This is a genomic window from uncultured Piscinibacter sp. (assembly GCF_937952055.1).
GTDB lineage: Bacteria > Pseudomonadota > Gammaproteobacteria > Burkholderiales > Burkholderiaceae_C > Piscinibacter.
On record NZ_CALFYO010000020.1, the window covers coordinates 671873 to 690109 of the forward strand.

Consider the following 18237-nt stretch of genomic DNA (forward strand, 5'->3'; position numbering starts at 1 on the left):
AGAACTGCCGTGTCAAATGTCGCGCCGCTGGGGCACGACTCCGTTCAGGGCAGAAGGATGCTGCAGCCGGTGGTCTTGCGTGCCTCGAGGTCGCGATGCGCCTGCGCCGCGTCCTTCAGCGCATAGCGCTGGTCGATGCGGATCTTCACGGCGCCGCTGGCCACCATCGCGAACAGGTCGTCGGCCATCGCCTGCGTCGACTCGCGCGTGGCGATGTGGGTGAAGAGTGTCGGTCGCGTCACGTACAAGGACCCCTTGGCGGCGAGCATGCCCACATCGATCGGCGGCACCTTGCCCGAGGCGTTGCCGAAGTTCGCCGCCAGGCCGAAGGGGCGCAGGCAGTCGAAGGAACGCACGAAGGTGTCCTTGCCCACCGAGTCGTAGACCACCTTGAGGCCCTGGCCGCCGGTGATCTGCTTGACGCGCTCGACGAAGTCCTCCTTCTGGTAGTTGATGGCGAAGGCCGCGCCGTGCTCGAGCGCAAGCTGGCACTTCTCGTCGCTGCCGGCGGTGCCGATCAGCCGCAGGCCCATCGCCTTGGCCCACTGGCAGGCGATCAGTCCGACACCACCGGCGGCGGCATGGAAGAGCACGAAGTCGCCCGCCTGCAGGCCGCCCAGCGGCTGGGTCTTGCGCAACAGGTACTGGACGGTCAGGCCCTTGAGCATCATCGCCGCACCGGTCTCGAAGGAAATCTCGTCGGGCAGCCTGCACACGCACTTGGCCGGCATCACGCGCGCCTCGCTGTACGCACCCGGTGGCTGGCTGGCGTAGGCAGCGCGGTCGCCGGCCTTCAAGTGCGTCACGCCCTCGCCCACCGCCTCGACCACGCCGGCGGCCTCCATGCCCAGCGCCAGCGGCAGCGGATTGGCGTACAGGCCGGTGCGCTGGTAGACGTCGATGAAGTTCAGTCCGCAGGCATGGTGGCGGATGCGGATCTCGCCCGGCCCGGGTTCGCCCACCTCGATCTCGTCGAGTTGCATGGCTTCGGGGCCGCCGTAGGCGGCGACGCGGATGGCTTTGACGGTTTGGGGCATCGGGGGTCCTATTCGGGTACGACGACTGCGGATCCGGTATCGTGCCAGCCTTTGCCCGCCGCTGCATGCGCCGCCTGATTTCCGCTCCCAACCTCGCGCTCGCCACCCTGTGGGCCGACATGCTCACAAACGCCGGCATCGAGGCCAGCGTGCAGCGCGCCTATGCCGGCAGCATCGCCGGCGAGCTGCCGCCCGACCAGGCGCTGCCCGAGGTGTGGGTGACGGACGACGAGCGGCTCGAGGCGGCGCGTGCGCTGCTCGTGCAGTTGCGCCATCCGCCGCACCGCCACTGGCTCTGCCCCGGTTGCGGCGAGCGCATCGACGGGCCCTTCGAGCAGTGCTGGAACTGCGGCGCGGCCATGCCCTCGCCGTGAACCTGCCATGAACCACCACCTCACGCCGCGCATCGCCGCCATGCTGACCCTGCCGCCCCTGCTGTGGGCCGGCAACGCGGTGGTCGGCCGTGCACTGGTGGGCAGCGTGCCGCCGCTGGCGCTCAACGCGATGCGCTGGTGGCTGGCCCTGGCGCTGCTGCTGCCGCTGGGCTGGCGGGTGCTGCGCTCGCCGGGCGACATCACCGCGCGCTGGAGGCACTTCGCGCTGCTCGGTCTGCTCGGCGTGGGCAGCTACAACGCACTGCAGTACCTCGCGGTGCAGACCAGCACGCCGCTGAACGTGACGCTGATCGCAGCCAGCGCGCCGGTGTGGATGCTGCTCGTCGGACTGTTCTTCTACGGCGAGCGGCCGGGTGCAAGGCAGATCCTCGGTGCCGCGCTGTCGCTTGCCGGCGTGACGCTGGTGATCGCGCGCGGCAGCCTGGAGACCCTGCGCGCGGTGACGCTGGTGCCCGGCGACCTGCTGATGCTGCTGGCCGTGGCCCTGTGGGCCGGCTACAGCTGGATGCTGGCGCGTCCGCCCGCGACGATGCGCGGCGAGGCGCGGCCGGCGTGGAACTGGGCCGAATTCCTGCTCGTGCAGATGCTGTTCGGCACCGCCTGGGCGACGCTGGCCGCAGGCGCCGAGGCGAAGTTCGCCTCGGCCGAGATCCACTGGACACCCTGGGTGGCAGCGGCGCTGGCCTACGTCGCCATCGGCCCTTCGCTGATCGCCTACCGTGCCTGGGGCCTGGGGGTGTCCACCGTCGGTCCCGCGATCGCCGCCTTCTTCAGCAATCTCACGCCGGTGTTCGCCGGCCTGATGTCGGCGGCGCTGCTCGGCGAAGCGCCGGGCTGGTACCACGGCGCCTCGTTCGTGCTGATCGCGTCGGGCATCGTGGTGTCGTCGATGCCCAGGCGCTGAACCTCAGAAGGTGCCCGGGTAGGCGCCGCCGTCGAGCAGGATGTTCTGGCCGGTGAGGTAACCGGCATGGGCGCTGCACAGGAAGGCGCAGAAAGCGCCGAACTCGTCGGCGCGTCCGAGACGCTGCGCGGGGATGCCGGCACGGCGCTTGTCCATCACCGCCTCGACGCTCTGCCCGCTGCCCGTCGCGGCCGCCTGCATGGTGGTGCGCACGCGATCGGTGTCGAACCACCCCGGCAGCAGGTTGTTGATCGTCACGTTGGCCTGGGCCAGTCGTGTCTGCCTCGCCAGCCCGGCGACGAAGCCGGTGAGCCCGCTGCGCGCGCCGTTGGACAGGCCCAGCGTATCGATCGGCGCCTTCACGGCGCCCGATGTGATGTTGACCACGCGGCCGAAGCCGCGCGCCGCCATCGCGTCCACCGTGGCCTTCATCAGCTCGATCGGCGTGAGCATGTTGGCGTCGATCGCCTTCAGCCAGGCCTCGCGATCCCAGTCCCGGAAGTCGCCGGGCGGCGGGCCACCGGCGTTGTTGACCAGGATGTCGACCTGCGGGCAGGCAGCCAGCGCCGCGGCGCGGCCCGCGGGCGTGGCGATGTCGCCGGCCACCGCCGCCACCTGCACCTGCGGGTGTGCCGCGCGGATCTCCGCCGCGGTGGCCTGCAACGCCTCCTCGCCGCGCGCGGTGATCACCACGTTCACGCCCTCGGCGGCGAGCGCCATCGCGCAACCCTTGCCGAGGCCCTTGCTCGCCGCACACACCAGTGCCCAGCGTCCTGCGATACCCAGATCCATTCACAACTCCTTGATTTGAGAGAACTCCGCCAGACCTCAACGCCACCGTGCCAGCAGCCACACTCCGCCCAGCACCAGCACCGTGCCGGCCGCCACCCAGGCGGTGAACGGCTCGCCGAGCAGCAACACGCCCATCAGGATGGTCGACATCGGGCCCAGCATGCCGGTTTGCGCGGTGAGTGTCGAGCCGATGCGCTCGATCGCCATCATGATCATCAGCACTGGCGCGAAGGTGCACAGCGTGGCGTTCAGCACCGACAGCCAGATCACCGGCGGCGCCACCTCGGTGGCTGCCGACAGTGGCCGCAGCACGAGGAACTGCGCGATGCACAGCACGCAGGCCACGCTGGTGGCCAGGCCGGTCAGGCGCAGCGAGCCGAGGCGCTTGACCACCTCGCCGCTGTAGACGAGGTAGACCGCGTAGCTCAGCGCGCTGCCGAACACCAGCGCCGCGCCGAACGCCACTTCGCGCCCGGCGAGCTGCAGGTCGTGGGCGAAGACGAGCAGCACGCCGCAGTAGCTGACCGCCATCGCGATCAGCTGCCGCGCCGTGGCGCGGCGGCGGAACAGCACCCAGCCGAGCAGCAGCACGATGGTCGGGTTGAGATAGAGCACCAGGCGCTCGAAGCTCGCCGTCACGTAGGCCAGGCCGGCGAAATCGAGGAAGCTCGCCAGGTAGTAGCCGCTGAAGCCCAGGCCCAGCACGGCCAGCTTGTCGCGGCGATCCAGCGCCGGCTTGCCGCGCCCTGCCCACCAGGCCAGCGCCAGGAACAGCGGCAGGGCGAACAGCATGCGGAACATGATCAGCGTCACCGCATCGACCCCATGGCGGTAGGCCAGCTTGACGATGATCGCCTTGCCCGAGAAGGCCACGGCGCCGGCCGCGGCGAGCGCCAGGCCCGGCAGCACGGTCGCGGGCGGGTGGTCGGCTGCGAGGACGCGGGAGCTCATGGCCCGCGCGATTCTACGAGGCACCCCTCGCCGCGCCGGCCGCGGGGGATGTCAGCGCGGCACCACCGCCGTGACCTCGATCTCCACCTTGGCGCGGTCCTCCATCAGCGCGCTCACCTCGACCGCGCTCATCGCCGCGTGGTACACGCCGATCAGCTCGCGGAACACCGCACCGACCTCGCGGCCGCGCGACAGGTACTCCCGCTTGTCGGTGACGTACCAGGTCATGCGCACGATGTGTGCCGGCGTGGCGCCGGCCTCGGCGAGCACCGCGACGACGTTCGCCAGCGCCTGCCGCGTCTGCGCGACGAAGTCGTCGCTGTCGAAGCGGCAGGCGGCGTTCCAGCCGATCTGGCCGGCCACGAACACCATCCGCCCTTCGGCGGCAACGCCGTTGGCATAGCCCTTGGGCTTCTCCCAGCCCGGGGGTTGCAGCACCTGCATCATGACGTTTGTCTCAACTTGAAGCGCTGCAGCTTGCCGGTTTCGGTGCGCGGCAGCGCGCTGCGGAACTCGATCGCCCGCGGGTACTTGTAGGGCGCGATGGCCTGCTTGACGAAGTCCTGCAGCTCGCGCACGAGTTCCTCCGACGGCTCGTGGCCGGGGCGCAGCACGACGAAGGCCTTGACGATCTGGCCGCGCTCGGCGTCGGCCTCGCCGGTCACGCCGCATTCGGCCACCTTGGGGTGCAGCAGCAGCGCGCTCTCCACCTCGGGGCCGGCGATGTTGTAGCCGCCGCTGACGATCATGTCGTCGGTGCGCGCCTGGTAGACGAAGCAACCTTCGTCGTCGACGAGGTAGGCGTCGCCGGTGACGTTCCAGCCGTGCTGCACATACTGGCGCTGGCGATCGTCGTCGAGATAGCGGCAGCCGGTCGGGCCCTTGACGGCCAGGCGGCCCACCTGGCCGCGCGGCAGAGGCCTGCCGTCGTCGTCGATCACGCAGGCGACGTAGCCCGGCACCGGCGTGCCGGTGGCGCCCGGCTTGGCGTGAGCCTCGTCGTGCGAGATGAAGATGTGCAGCAGTTCGGTGGAGCCGATGCCGTCGATCATCTCGATGCCACTGGCTTGCTTCCACAGCGCGCGCGTGGCCGCCGGCAGTGCCTCGCCGGCGCTGACGCTCTTCCGCAGCGACGACAGGTCGTGACCGGCGAGCAGCGGCGCCATCGCGCGGTAGGAGGTCGGCGCGGTGAAGAGGATCGTCGCACGGTGGTGCGCGATCGCCGCCGGCAGCACGTCGGGCGATGCCTTCTCCAGCAGCACGGTGGAGGCGCCCACCGACAGCGGGAAGAGCAGCAGACCGCCCAGCCCGAACGTGAAGGCCAGCGGCGGGCTGCCGATGAACACGTCGTCGCGCGCCGGCCGCAGCACGTGCTTCGGCCAGCAGGCGCAGGCGGCCATCACGTCGCGGTGGAAATGCATCGTGCCCTTGGGCTGGCCGGTGGTGCCCGAGGTGAAGGCGATGATGCAGGTGTCGTCCTTCGACGTCGGCACGTTGTCGAAGCCCGCCGGCTTGCCTGCGGCGCGGGCGTCGAGCTCGTTTGCGTCCGGCGTGTTGAAGTGCATCACGCGCGTCAGCGTCGGGCTGGCGGGGCGCGCCAGCGCCAGCTCCTGCGCCAGGCGCGCATCGCACAGCGCGTGCGTGATCTCGGCCTTGGTGACGATCTGCGTCAGCTCCTTGGCGCGCAGCAGCGGCATGCTGCCCACGGCGATGCCGCCGGCCTTGACCACCGCGAACCAGCAGGCGGCCAGCATCGGCGAGTTGGCACCGCGCAGCAACACGCGGTTGCCAGGCACCAGGCCCATGTCCTCGACGAGCACGCGCGCGATGCGGTTGGATTGCTCCTGTAGGTCGGCGTAGCTCCAGCGCACGCCGGCACCCTGCACGCACAGGCGCCCGCCCTGCCCCGCCGCCACCCAGCGGTCGAGCAGTTCGCTGGCGCAGTTGAGCTGCTCGGGGAATTGCAGCTCGGGTGCCTCGAAGAGGAACTCCGGCCACTGCTCGCGCGGCGGCAGGTGGTCGGCGGCAAAGGTGTCGATGTGCGCCGAGGGCATCTCAAGCCTCCTTGAGCAGGTCACGCCCGATGATCAGCTGCTGCACCTCGGTGGCGCCCTCGTAGATGCGCAGCGAGCGGATCTCGCGGTAGAGCGACTCGACGACGTTGCCGCTGACCACGCCCTGGCCGCCCCACAGCTGCACCGCCGCGTCGATCACCTGCTGCGCGCCCTCGGTGGCGGCCATCTTGGCCATCGCCGCTTCGCGCGTCACCGTGCGGCCCTGGTCGCGCTGCCAGGCCGCGCGGTAGGTCAGCAGCGCCGCGCCGTCGATGATGGTGGCCATCTGCGCCAGCTTCGCCTGGGTGAGCTGGAAGTCGGCCAGGCGCTGGCCGAACATGCTGCGCGTCTTCGCGCGCTCCAGCCCTTCGTGCAGCGCACGCCGGCCGAAGCCCAGCGCCGCGGCGGCCACCGAGGTGCGGAACACGTCGAGCGTGCGCATGGCGATCTTGAAGCCTTCACCGGGCGCACCGATGCGTTGCGACTTCGGCACGCGGCAGGCGTCGAAGCGCAACCGCGCCAGCGGATGCGGTGCGATGACGTCGATGCGCTGCGCGATCTCGAAGCCCTTCGTGCCGGCGTCGACGATGAAGGCGGAGATGCCGCGCGATCCGGGTGCTTCGCCGGTCCTCGCGAACACCACGTAGAAATCGGCGATGCCGCCGTTGCTGATCCAGGTCTTCTCGCCGTCGATGACGTAGGCGTCGCCGTCGTCGTGGGCGTTGCAGAGCAACGCCGCGACGTCGGAGCCGGCGCCCGGCTCGGACAGCGCGAACGCCGCCAGCGCCCGGCCCTCGGCCACGCGCGGCAGGTAGCGTGCGCGCTGCTGCGGCGTGCCGGCCAGCGAGATTGCGCCAGAGCCGAGGCCCTGCATCGCGAAGGCGAAGTCGGCCAGTCCGTGGTGCCAGGCCAGCGTCTCGCGCAGCAGGCAGATCGCGCGCGTGTCGATGGCCTCGGCCGCGCCGCCGTAGGCCGCGCCGGCCACGGCATGGCGCAGCCAGCCCGCCTCGCCGAGCTCCTGCACCAGGGCACGGCACTGCGCGTCGACGTCGGGCCCGTGGTCGCCTGCGTGCAGGTGGCGCGCAGCCCAGGCGCCGAGCTCGCCCGCCAGGCTGCGGTGCTGCGTCTCGAAGAAGGGCCAGTCGAGATGGTCGGTCTTCATGTCAGTCGCCCTCGAACTGCGGCTTGCCCTTGGCGACAAAGGCGTGGTACGCACGCTGGAAGTCCTGCGTCATCATGCAGATCGCCTGCGCCTGCGCCTCGGCCTCGATCGCCTCGTCGACGCCCATGGCCCACTCCTGGTGCAGCATGCGCTTGGTCATCGCGTGGCCGAAGCCGGGGCCGGCGGCGAGTTCGGCGGCCCAGTCCAGCACCTCGGCGCCCAGCGCGTCCGGCTCGGCAAGCCGGTTGTAGAAGCCCCAGGCCAGGGCCTCGTCGCCGGGCAGCGCGCGGCCGGTGAAGAGCAGTTCCGAGGCACGCCCCTGGCCGACGATGCGCGGCAGGATGCTGCACGCGCCCATGTCGCAGCCGGCCAGGCCGACGCGCGTGAACAGGAAGGCCACCTTGCTGCGCGCCGTGCCGACGCGCAGGTCGGAGGCCATCGCAACGATCGCACCGGCGCCGGCGCACACGCCATCGACCGCCGCCACGATCGGCTGCCCGCAGGCGCGCATCGCCTTGACCAGGTCGCCCGTCATGCGCGTGAAGGTCAGCAGGTCCGGCATGGGCATCGCGATCAGCGGGCCGATGATCTCGTGCACGTCGCCGCCGGAGCAGAAGTTGCCACCTTCGCCCTGCACCACCACGGCACGCACGTCGTCGGCGCAGGCGAGCGTGCGGAACAGGTCGCGCAGTTCGGCGTAGGAGTCGAAGGTCAGCGGGTTCTTGCGCTCGGGCCGGTTGAGCGTGATGACGCCGACGCGGCGTTCCACGCGCCATCCGAAGTGCTGCGGCCGCAAGTCGGCCGCCGTGCGGCGGTTGCCGCCGGCGAGATGAGGGTCCATGGCGCGCGTCATGCGCTCTCCTTGCGTTTGATCCGGGTTGCCTGCGGCGCTTCCAGCGTCGCCAGGTGCAGCTTCAGCGTGGCGAGCAGGCCGTGCACCTGCGTCTTCTGCGCCGGCGTCCAGCCGTCGAAGAGCTCGATGACCCAGGCCTCGTGCACCGTCGCCATGCGGCGGAACTGGCGGCGGCCGGCGGCGGTGAGTCGCACCTGGAACGCGCGGCGGTCGGTCGGGTGGGCGGCGCGCACGACCAGGCCTTCCGCTTCCAGCTGGTCGACGATGCCGGTGACGTTCCCGCCCGTGACCATCATCCGTGCCGACAGCTCACCCATGCTCAGGCCCTCGGGCTCGCGATCGAGCTGAGCCAGCAGGTCGAAGCGCGGCAGCGTGGTGCCGAACTCGCTGCGCAGGCGCTGGCGGATCACGTTCTCGACGCGGGTGGTGCAGGCGAGCAGGCGCAGCCAGAGCTTGAGCGCCTGGTGATGGTCGTCGACGACGCGCGATTCGACGTCGGCCACGCCGAGCGGGGAGGACGCCATCCTCACACCCCCTGCGCCAGATTGGCCTGTTCCTGCGGCGACAGGCCGGCAGTCTGCGCCGCCATCTGGCGCTCGCGCTCGAGGTTGCGCTCGAGCTGGCTCTTGCCCGACAGGTACTGCACCGGCCAGTCGGCGCCCACGCCGCTGGTGTGGCCGATCTTCGCCGCCTCCAGCAGCGTCCACGCCGGGTTCGCCAGGTGCGGCCGGGCGATTGCGCAGAGGTCGGCGCGGCCGGCGGCGACGATGCTGTTCACGTGGTCGGCCTCGCTGATCGCACCCACCGCCATGGTGGCGATGCCGACCTCGTTGCGGATCAGGTCGGCGAAGGGCGTCTGGTACATGCGGCCATAGACCGGCCGCTGCTCCTTGCTCACCTGTCCGGAGGAGACGTCGATCAGGTCGGCGCCCGCGGCCTTGAAGGCGCGCGCGATCGCCACCGCGTCGGCCGGCGTGTTGCCGCCGGGCACCCAGTCGTGCGCCGAGATGCGCACCGACATCGGCTTGTCCTGCGGCCACGCCGCGCGCATCGCGGCGAACACTTCCAGCGGCCAGCGCAGGCGGTTCTCGATGGGGCCACCGTAGTCGTCGCTGCGCTGGTTGGTCAGCGGCGAGAGGAAGGCCGACAGCAGGTAGCCGTGCGCACAGTGCAGTTCCAGCCAGTCGAAGCCGGCGTCGACGGCGCGCGTCGTCGCGGCGACGAAGTCGTCGCGGATGCGGTCCATGTCGGCGCGCGTCATCGCCTTCGACCAGGCGCTGACGCCGTCGAGGTACTGCTGCGGAGAAGCCGACAGCAGCGGCCAGTTGCCCTCGGGCAGCGGCAGGTCCTCGCCCTCCCAGGGCACGCGCGTCGAGCCCTTCGGCCCCGCGTGGCCGAGCTGCATGGCGATCTTCGCGCCGCTGTGGCCGTGCACGAAGTCGACGATGCGCTTCCAGGCCTGCGTCTGCTCGTCATTCCAGAGCCCCGGGCAGCCCGGCGTGATGCGCGCGTCGGGCGTTGTGCAGGTCATCTCGCAGAACACCAGGCCGGCGCCGCCCATCGCCCGCGCGCCGAGGTGCACCAGGTGGTGGTCGCCGGGCACGCCGTGCACGGCGCTGTACTGCGCCATCGGCGAGACCACGACGCGGTTCTTCAACGTCACGCCGCGCAGCGTGAAGGGCGTGAACATCGGCGGCAGCGGCTGCGGGTCCAGCCCCGCCTTGCCGGCCAGCCAGCCTTCCAGCTCTCCGACGTAGCGCGCGTCGCGCAGCCGCAGGTTCTCGTGCGAGATGCGCTGCGATCGGGTCAGCAGCGCGTAGGCGAACTGCTCCGGCGCGAGCCTGGCGTGGCGCTCGACGTTCTCGAACCACTCGGTCGAATTGCGCGCCGCGTTCTGGATCTTCAGCACCTCGACGCCGCGGCGGTCCTCGTACTCGGCGAGCGCGGCGCGCAGGTCGCCGGGATGGGCCGCGATGCGGTCGGCCAGGTCGATGGCGTCCTCGAGCGCCAGCTTGGTGCCCGAGCCGATGGAGAAGTGCGCGGTGTGCGCCGCGTCGCCCATCAGCACCACGGGCGCGTGGCCGTTGTGGTGCACCCAGCGCTTGCAGACGACCCTCGGAAAGCGGATCCACTGCGCCGAGCCGCGCAGGTGCGCCGCGTTGCTCATCAGTTCATGACCGTCGAGGTACTTCGCGAACAGCTTCTCGCAGAAGGCGATGCCCTCCTCCTTGCCCATCTGCTCCAGACCGGCGGCGCGCCACACCTCCTCGGGCGTCTCGACGATGAACGTCGAGGTGGTCTCGTCGAAACGGTAGGCATGGGCCTGGAACCAGCCCCATTCGGTCTTCTCGAAGGCGAAGGTGAAGGCGTCGAACAGCTTCTTCGTGCCGAGCCAGACGAAGCGGCAGCGGCGCAGGTCGATGTCGGGCTGGTAGGTGGCGGCGTACTTGCTGCGGATGCGGCTGTTCAAGCCGTCGGCGGCGATGATCAGGTCGGCATCGACGTCCGCATCGTCCGGGCATTCGGTGGAGAAGCGCAGGTTCACGCCCAGCTCCGCACAGCGTGCCTGCAGGATGTTGAGCAGCCGCCTGCGGCCGATGCCGCAGAAGCCATGGCCGGAAGAACGGATGGTGCGACCCTCGAAGTGGACGTCGATGTCGTCCCAGTGGTTGAAGGCGTCGTGGATCTGGCCGGCCGTCTTCGCATCGGCGCGCCGCAATGCGCCCAGCGTCTGGTCGGAGAAGACCACGCCCCAGCCGAAGGTATCGGACGGCGCGTTGCGCTCGATCAGCGTGACTTCGTGGGCCGGGTCCTGCTGCTTCATCAGCAGCGCGAAGTACAGGCCGGCCGGGCCGCCGCCGATGCAGGTGATGCGCATGCCGTGAGCTCCCTTCGTGTCGGGTTCAACTTTAGGGTTTGATATTTCAAGTGTCAAGCATCTAGAATGTCGGCATCATGCGTCGACTCTGGGACATCTCCCCCGCCCTGGGCCCTGCCACGCCAGCCTTTCCCGGCGACCAGGCCTACGAGCAGCGCTGGACGGCGCGCATCGCCCCCGGCTGTCCGGTCAACCTGAGCGCACTGACGCTGTCGCCTCACCTCGGCGCGCATGCCGACGCGCCTCTGCACTACGCCGACGGCGCGGCGGCCATCGGCGCCGTGCCGCTGGAGCCCTTCATCGGCCGTTGCCGCGTGATCCACGCCATCGGCTGCGGTCCGCTGGTGACGCCGCAGCACCTCGCCCACGCCTTGGCGGACCTGCCGCCGCGCGTGCTGGTGCGCACCTGCGAGCAGGCGCCGACGGCCTGGTCGGAGGCCTTCTCCGCCTACGCGCCGGAGACGATCGATCTGCTGGCCGCGCGGCGCGTGACACTGGTCGGCATCGACAGCCAGTCGGTCGACCCGGCGACGAGCAAGACGCTGCCCAGCCACCACCGGCTGCTCAAGCACGACCTGCGCGTGCTCGAGAACCTGCTGCTCGACGACGTCGCGGAAGGCGACTACGAGCTCATCGCGCTGCCGCTGAAGCTGGTGCAGGCCTGTGCCAGCCCGGTGCGCGCCATCCTGAGAGAACTGGCATGACCTCCCGACAAGACACCGCAGCGCTGGACGCTCGCGACCCGCTGGCCGCGCTGCGCGCCCAGTTCACTCTGCCCGAGGGGGTGATCTACCTGGACGGCAACTCGCTCGGCGTGCTGCCCGCCGCCGCCGCGGGACGCGTGCAGCAGGCCGTGGAATCCGAATGGGGCGTCGGCCTCATCCGCAGCTGGAACAGCGCCGGCTGGGTCGACCTGCCGCAGCGCATCGGCGAGAAGATCGGCCGGCTGATCGGCGCCGAGCCGGGGCAGACGCTGGCCGGCGACTCGACCTCGGTGAACCTCTACAAGGTGCTCAGCAGCGCGATCGAGATCGTCAAGTCCAGTGACCAGGCGCAGCGCCGGGTGATCGTCTCCGAGCGCAGCAACTTCCCCACCGACCTGTACATCGCGCAGAGCCTGGCGGCGCAGCACGGCTTCACGCTCGAACTGGTCGAGCCCCATGAAGTCGCGGCGCGCTTCGACGAGCACCTGGCGATCCTGCTGCTCACCCACGTGAACTACCGTACCGGACGCATGCACGACATGGCCGCGCTGACGCGTTCGGCGCATGCCTGCGGCGCGCTGGCGGTGTGGGACCTGGCGCATTCGGCCGGCGCGGTGCCGGTGGACCTGAACGGGGCCGACGCCGACTTCGCCGTCGGCTGCGGCTACAAGTACCTCAACGGCGGCCCCGGCGCCCCGGCCTTCCTCTGGGTGCATCCGCGCAACCTGCGGCGCATGGAGACCGACGGACTGTGGCAACCGCTGACGGGCTGGTTCGGCCATGTGGCGCCCTTCGAGTTCGCCGCCGATTACCGGCCGGCCTCCGGCATCACCAGCTTCGCCTGCGGCACGCCGCCGGTGCTGTCGCTGACGGCGCTGGACGCCGGCGTCGACACCGTGCTGGCCGCCGAGCCGCTGGGCGGCGTGGCCGCGTTGCGCCGCAAGTCGTTGGCACTGACCAGCCTGTTCATCACGCTGGTCGAGGAACGCTGCGGCGGCCACGGCGTGTCGATCATCACGCCGCGCACCGAGGGCGAACGCGGCAGCCAGGTCAACCTGTCGCGCGCCGAGGGCGCCTACGCGATCGTGCAGGCGCTGATCGCGCGTGGTGTGATCGGCGACTTCCGCGCGCCGGACAACCTGCGCTTTGGCTTCACGCCGCTGTACACGCGCTACGTCGACGTGTGGGACGCCGTCGAGCACCTGCGCCAGGTGCTCGAGTCGGGCGAATGGCAGGAGGCGCGCTTCCATCGCAAGGCAGCCGTGACATGACCTGCCCACACCACCCCGAAGGCGGCGAGCGGATCGTCGCGGACGAAGGCGCCAAGCTCGACTTCAGCCGCGACATGAGCTACGGCGACTACCTGAAGCTCGACGCCGTGCTCAACGCACAGGCACCGCTCTCGCCCGACCACAACGAGATGCTGTTCATCGTGCAGCACCAGACCAGCGAGCTGTGGATGAAGCTGATGCTGCACGAGTTGTCCGCCGCGGTGGGCTGCATCGCGCGCGATGAGCTGGGCAGCGCCTTCAAGATGCTCGCGCGCGTCAGCAAGATCATGGAGCAGCTGGTGCACGCCTGGGACGTGCTGGCGACGATGACACCGCCGGAGTACTCGGCGATCCGCCCCTATCTGAGCAACAGCAGCGGTTTCCAGAGCTGGCAGTACCGCTGCATCGAGTTCATGCTGGGCAACAAGAACGCGGCGATGCTCAAGCCGCATGCGCACCGGCCCGATCTGCTGGCGAAGGTCGAGGCGGCCTGGCGCGCGCCGTCGCTGTACGACGAATCGCTGCGCCTGCTCGCCCGTCGAGGCATCGCGGTGCCGGCCAGCCACCTGGAACGCGACTGGACTCTGCCCTATGCCGCCAGCGACGCCGTCGAGCAGGCCTGGCTGACGGTCTACCGCGACCCGCAACACCACTGGGATCTCTATCAGCTCGGCGAGGAGCTCACCGACCTGGAGGACGCATTCCGACTTTGGCGCTTCCGCCACGTCACCACGGTCGAGCGGGTGATCGGCTTCAAGCGCGGTACCGGCGGCACCAGCGGCGTGGGCTACCTGCGCAGGATGCTCGACGTGGTGCTGTTCCCGGAGATCTGGAAGCTGCGCACCGACCTCTGAGGCCGGTGCGCCGCGCGCGCTCAGAAACTCTGCCAGTCGTGGGCCGGCGCGGCCTGCATCGCAGGCGCAGCGGCGGCGAAGAGGGTCTTGTACTTCATGGGCAATCCTGACGAAAGGCGTTGATCGGACAGGCGGGACGCGACCATCGCGCACCCACACGGTCTGGCTATCGGCCGCCCGGCCGGCAGCTTGAGCTGCATCGGGTCGTCGCAGCGCCCGGCGCGTGAAGCCTGTCGCGTCGGCACGGGCCGGGCGGGGGCCGTCGATACAATCCCGCCTCCCATGAGCCTCGCCGACCGCCTCGCCGTCCTGTCGCAGTACCTTCTGCCCAAGCAGGCCATGACCGCGCTGGCCGGCGCCGTGGCCTCGCGCCGGGCGGGCGGCCTGACGACGACGATGATCCGGCGCTTCGTGGCGCGCTACGGCGTCGACATGAACGAGGCGGACGATCCGGACATCGCCCACTACGCCAGCTTCAACGACTTCTTCACCCGCGCCCTGAAGCCCGGCGTTCGCCCGTTCGCGGATGCCCCTTGGTTGTGCCCGGTGGACGGTGCGATCAGCCAGTTCGGCGCCATCGAGCACGACCAGATCATCCAGGCCAAGGGCCACCGCTACTCGACCGCCGCCCTGGTCGGCGGCGACGCGGCACTGGCCGCGCGCTTCGACGACGGCCGCTTCGCGACGCTGTACCTCAGCCCGCGCGACTACCACCGCATCCACATGCCCTGCGACGGCATGCTGCAGCGCATGATCCACGTGCCCGGCGAGCTCTTCTCGGTCAACCCGACGACGGCGCGTCACGTGCCGGGCCTGTTCGCGCGCAACGAGCGGGTGGTCTGCCTGTTCGAGTCGCCGCACGGCCCCTTCGTGCTGACGCTGGTGGGCGCCACCATCGTCGGCAGCATGGCCACCGTGTGGCATGGCGTGGTCAATCCGCCGCGGCCGGGCACGCTGCGCGAGTGGTCCTACCCCGCCGGCCAGGTGTGCCTGAAGCGCGGCGACGAGATGGGACGCTTCCTGCTCGGTTCCACGGTCGTGCTGCTGTTTCCCAAGGACACGCTGCGCTTCAATGCCGACTGGGCGCCCGGACGGGCGATCCGCATGGGCGAGGCCATGGGCCTCGCCGAGGGCGCCCCCTGAGTCAGGCCGGCCCGACCAGCCGCTAGACTGTGCCCATGCTGAAGTGCCCGGGCTGCGGCGAGGAGAACCCGCCCAAATTCAGGATGTGCGGATACTGCGGCACGCCGCTCGTGGCGGCGCCGGCCGCGCTGCCCGCACGCGAGGTGCGCAAGACGGTGACCATCGTCTTCTCCGACCTGAAGGGCTCGACGGCGCTGGGCGAGGTGCTCGACCCGGAGGCGCTGCACGAGGTCAAGGAGCGCTACTTCACCGCCATGGCCGTCGAGATCACCCGCCACGGCGGCAAGATCGAGAAGTACATCGGCGACGCCATCATGGCGGTGTTCGGCCTGCCGCGCGCCCACGAGGACGACGCGCTGCGCGCGGTGCGCGCCACGATGGGCATGCAGGCGGCGCTGCGCCGCGTCAACGACGACCTGATGGGCCGCTACGGCGTGGCGCTGGCCAATCGCACCGGCGTGAACACGGGCGAGGTGGTCGCCAGCGACGACCCCACCGCCGACCAGAAGCTGGCCACCGGCGACGCCGTCAACGTCGCGGCACGGCTCGAGCAGGCTGCGCCCGAGAACCAGGTCTACCTGGGCGATGTGACCTACCGGCTGGTGCGCGACGCCGTCGAGGTGGAAGCGGTCGAACCGCTCGAACTCAAGGGCAAGGCGCAGCGCGTGCCGGCCTACCGCCTGGTCGCAGCGCGCGGGCTGGACGGCCTGGTGCGACGCCACGACCGCCCGCTCGTCGGCCGCGACGCGGAACTCGCCACGCTGAGCGACCTGTACGAGGCGGTGTCACGCGAGCGCGCCGCACGCATGGTCACGCTGATCGGCGACGCGGGCTTCGGCAAGTCGAGGCTCGTGCACGAGGTCATCGACCGCATCGCCGTCGGCGCCAGGGTGCTGACGGGCCGCTGCCTGCCCTACGGCGATGGCATCACCTTCTGGCCGCTGCTGATGATGGTGCGCGAGGCAGCCGACATCCGCGACACCGACTCGCCCGAGATCGCGCAGGCGAAGCTGCTCGCTGCGGTGGGCGACGCCGAGGTGGCGCAGCGCCTGGCCAGCGCGGCCGGCCTGAGCTCCGCCTCGTTCCCGCTGGTCGAACTGAACTGGGCGGCACGCAAATTCTTCGAGGGCTGGGCGGCATCGGCGCCGCTGGTGGCCTTCATCGACGACATCCACTGGGCCGAGCCGGCCTTCCTGGACCTGCTCGAACACGTGCAGTCCACGGCGGTGGACGCGCCGATCCTGCTGCTCACCACCGCACGCCACGACCTCATCGAGGAGCGTGCCACCTGGGGCACCCAACCCGGCTCGGTGCGCATGGTGCTCAAGCCGCTCAGCGACGACGCGTCGGCGCAAGTGGTGACCAACCTGCTGGGCTCGGCCGGGCTGTCGGCCGAGGTCACCGCCCGCATCGTGCAGGCCGCCGAGGGCAACCCGCTGTACGCGGAGCAGATGCTGTCGATGCTGATCGACAGCGGCGCCCTGCGCGTGCAGGACGATCGCTGGGTGCGCGCCGACGAGACGGCCGAGATCGCCGTGCCGCCGACCATCCATGCCCTGCTCGAGGCGCGACTGGACGGGCTGGGGCGTCCCGAGCGCGCGGCCGTCGAGCCGGCCTCGGTGATCGGGCTGGAGTTCCCGCATTCGGCGGTCGAATCGCTGACGCCGCAACCCGTGCGCAGCGAACTGCCGGTCCACCTGGCCACGCTGACGCGCAAGCGCTTCATCCACCCGGCGCAGTCGTCCGGCGTTCAGCTGACCTACCGCTTCCACCACCACCTGGTGCGCGAGACGGTCTACAACGGCTTGCTCAAGCGCGCGCGCGCCAACCTGCACCTGGAATTCGTGCGCTGGGCCGACCGTACCAACGCCGACAGCGACCGCAGCCTGGAGTTCGAGGAGATCCTCGGCTACCACCTCGAGCAGGCGCACCGCTACCTGCGCGAGCTCGGGCCGCTGGACGCGCAAGGCCAGGCGACCGGCAGCGACGCGGCCCGGCGCCTGTCCAGCGCGGGCCGGCGCGCCGCCGCGCGCGGCGACATGCATGCCGCCGCCAACCTGTACCGCCGCGCCGTCGCGGTGCTCGACGTCAACGACCCGCAGCGCTGGCAACTGCTGCCCGACCTGGCCGAAACGCTGATCGGCGTGGGCGACTTCGCCGGCGCGCGCGAGGCGCTGGACGAGGCCTCCGGCGCCGCCGATCGCAGCGGCGACGCACGCCTGAAGGCGTCGAGCCGGCTGCTCGGCATGTTCGTGAGCCTGTACAGCGGCGAGCAGCAGGACGACTGGAGCGAGGAGACGCTGCGCGTGTGCCACGAGCTCATCCCCACGCTCGAGCGCGAGAACGCCCACAACGAAGTGGCCACCGCCTGGCGGCTGGTCGTGCTGGTGCACGGCATCGCCGGCCGCTTCACGCAGGCCAGCGAGGGCGTGGCGCACTCGATCGCGCACGCCCGCCGGGCCGGCAACGAGCGGCTGGTGGCGCGCAACGGGCTGATGCTGGCCATCAACGCGCTCAATGGCCCGATGCCGGTGGCGCAGGCCATCGTCGACTGCGAGCAGCTGCTCGCCGCCGGCCTGAGCGACCGGCAGGTCGAGTGCAACGTGATGTGCGCGCTGGCGCAGCTCAAGGCGATGAACGGCGAGCTCGACGCCGCACGCTCCCTCTACCGCCGCAGCCGCGCACTGCTGCGCGACCTGGGCCAGGGCGTGTATGCAGCCTCGACCGGCATCGACCTGGCGCGCGTGGAACTGCACGGCGGCGACCTCGCCCTCGCCCAGCGCGAGGTGCAGGCCGACTGCGACTTCCTCGCTACCAAGGGCGAGACCTACTTCCTGTCGACGATGGCCGCGCTGCTCGCGCGCATCGCGCGCGAGCAGGGGCGCGACGACGAGGCGCTGGCGCAGTCGCGCACCGCCGAAGAGGCCACGGCGGCGGACGACATGGAATCGCAGGCGCTGTGGCGCATGGTGCGCGCGCCCATCCTGGCGCGTGCCGGCGAGCTGCAGCAGGCCGAGGGACTGGCGCGCAGCGCCGTCGAGCTGGCCCGGCGCACCGAGTCGCCGATGCTGCAGGCCGATGCGCTGGCCGAACTGGCCGCGGTTCTGGCCCTGGCCGGGCGCCTCGACGAGGCCCTCGGCCACCGTGCCGAGGCGCTGTCGCTCTACGAGGCCAAGGGCAACCGGGTGATGGCCCAGCGCTGCATCGCGCTGGGCGCGCAGGCCGCTCGCTGAGCGGGC

17 protein-coding genes are annotated in these 18237 nt (G+C 70.8%); 7 read left to right on the forward strand and 10 right to left on the reverse strand.

What is annotated here, in order from left to right:
• Nucleotides 1–44: 44 nt before the first annotated feature.
• Entirely contained in the window at nt 45–1037 is a 993-nt protein-coding gene (locus Q0599_RS14045; RefSeq protein ID WP_298830378.1) for a quinone oxidoreductase, read from the reverse strand.
• 65 nt (nt 1038–1102) lie between these two features.
• On the opposite strand from Q0599_RS14045, the gene Q0599_RS14050 reads away from it, so the two are divergent.
• The gene (locus tag Q0599_RS14050; RefSeq protein WP_298830469.1) at nt 1103–1411 is read left to right on the forward strand and encodes a DUF2007 domain-containing protein; all 309 of its coding nucleotides are present in this window, start codon (nt 1103–1105) and stop codon (nt 1409–1411) included.
• Between the two features lie 7 nt (nt 1412–1418).
• Nucleotides 1419–2336 (forward strand): DMT family transporter, encoded by a 918-nt coding sequence (locus Q0599_RS14055; RefSeq protein ID WP_298830379.1) that lies wholly within the window; start codon nt 1419–1421, stop codon nt 2334–2336.
• Between the two features lie 3 nt (nt 2337–2339).
• On the opposite strand, the gene Q0599_RS14060 is transcribed toward Q0599_RS14055, so the two are convergent.
• Genes Q0599_RS14060 through Q0599_RS14095 form a run of 8 tightly spaced genes read right to left on the reverse strand, consistent with a single transcriptional unit; the run spans nt 2340 to nt 11026 of the window.
• Nucleotides 2340–3128 carry an SDR family oxidoreductase gene (locus Q0599_RS14060; RefSeq protein ID WP_298830381.1) on the reverse strand — a complete coding sequence of 263 codons (789 nt, stop codon included), beginning with the start codon at nt 3126–3128 and terminating at the stop codon, nt 2340–2342.
• A 36-nt stretch (nt 3129–3164) separates the two neighbouring features.
• Nucleotides 3165–4079 carry a DMT family transporter gene (locus Q0599_RS14065; RefSeq protein WP_298830383.1) on the reverse strand — a complete coding sequence of 305 codons (915 nt, stop codon included), beginning with the start codon at nt 4077–4079 and terminating at the stop codon, nt 3165–3167.
• Between the two features lie 51 nt (nt 4080–4130).
• Nucleotides 4131–4523: a RidA family protein gene (locus tag Q0599_RS14070; protein WP_298830470.1), complete on the reverse strand. Its 393-nt coding sequence runs from the start codon at nt 4521–4523 to the stop codon at nt 4131–4133.
• Nucleotides 4523–6133, reverse strand: a complete 1611-nt coding sequence (locus tag Q0599_RS14075) for an AMP-binding protein (protein ID WP_298830384.1) — start codon at nt 6131–6133, stop codon at nt 4523–4525. Before Q0599_RS14075 ends, Q0599_RS14070 begins: the two co-directional genes overlap by 1 nt.
• A gap of 1 nt (nt 6134) precedes the next feature.
• On the reverse strand, nt 6135–7295 hold the full coding sequence (locus tag Q0599_RS14080; protein ID WP_298830386.1) for an acyl-CoA dehydrogenase family protein: 1161 nt from the start codon (nt 7293–7295) through the stop codon (nt 6135–6137).
• A 1-nt stretch (nt 7296) separates the two neighbouring features.
• The gene (locus Q0599_RS14085; RefSeq protein ID WP_298830387.1) at nt 7297–8148 is read right to left on the reverse strand and encodes an enoyl-CoA hydratase family protein; all 852 of its coding nucleotides are present in this window, start codon (nt 8146–8148) and stop codon (nt 7297–7299) included.
• Complete coding sequence (locus tag Q0599_RS14090) at nt 8145–8672, reverse strand: MarR family winged helix-turn-helix transcriptional regulator (RefSeq protein ID WP_298830388.1); 528 nt, start codon at nt 8670–8672, stop codon at nt 8145–8147. Before Q0599_RS14090 ends, Q0599_RS14085 begins: the two co-directional genes overlap by 4 nt.
• 2 nt (nt 8673–8674) lie before the next feature.
• A complete protein-coding gene (locus tag Q0599_RS14095) occupies nt 8675–11026 on the reverse strand; it encodes a bifunctional salicylyl-CoA 5-hydroxylase/oxidoreductase (RefSeq protein WP_298830389.1) in 2352 nt (783 codons plus the stop codon).
• Nucleotides 11027–11103: 77 nt separating this feature from the next.
• Here Q0599_RS14095 and kynB point away from each other — a divergent pair, with 77 nt between their 5' ends.
• Genes kynB through kynA form a run of 3 tightly spaced genes read left to right on the forward strand, consistent with a single transcriptional unit; the run spans nt 11104 to nt 13855 of the window.
• A complete protein-coding gene (gene kynB, locus Q0599_RS14100) occupies nt 11104–11730 on the forward strand; it encodes an arylformamidase (RefSeq protein WP_298830390.1) in 627 nt (208 codons plus the stop codon).
• Nucleotides 11727–13001, forward strand: a complete 1275-nt coding sequence (kynU, locus tag Q0599_RS14105) for a kynureninase (protein WP_298830392.1) — start codon at nt 11727–11729, stop codon at nt 12999–13001. Before kynB ends, kynU begins: the two co-directional genes overlap by 4 nt.
• Nucleotides 12998–13855 (forward strand): tryptophan 2,3-dioxygenase, encoded by an 858-nt coding sequence (kynA, locus tag Q0599_RS14110; protein ID WP_298830393.1) that lies wholly within the window; start codon nt 12998–13000, stop codon nt 13853–13855. The genes kynU and kynA overlap by 4 nt, the downstream gene beginning before the upstream one ends.
• A 20-nt stretch (nt 13856–13875) precedes the next feature.
• Here the strand turns inward: kynA and Q0599_RS14115 are convergent, their stop codons facing one another.
• The gene (locus tag Q0599_RS14115) at nt 13876–14055 is read right to left on the reverse strand and encodes a hypothetical protein (protein WP_298830394.1); all 180 of its coding nucleotides are present in this window, start codon (nt 14053–14055) and stop codon (nt 13876–13878) included.
• 82 nt (nt 14056–14137) lie between these two features.
• Between Q0599_RS14115 and asd the strand changes: the two genes are divergently transcribed.
• Nucleotides 14138–14998 (forward strand): archaetidylserine decarboxylase, encoded by an 861-nt coding sequence (gene asd, locus Q0599_RS14120; protein WP_298830395.1) that lies wholly within the window; start codon nt 14138–14140, stop codon nt 14996–14998.
• Nucleotides 14999–15033: 35 nt separating this feature from the next.
• Entirely contained in the window at nt 15034–18231 is a 3198-nt protein-coding gene (locus Q0599_RS14125) for an adenylate/guanylate cyclase domain-containing protein (RefSeq protein ID WP_298830397.1), read from the forward strand.
• The last annotated feature ends 6 nt before the right edge of the window (nt 18232–18237 follow it).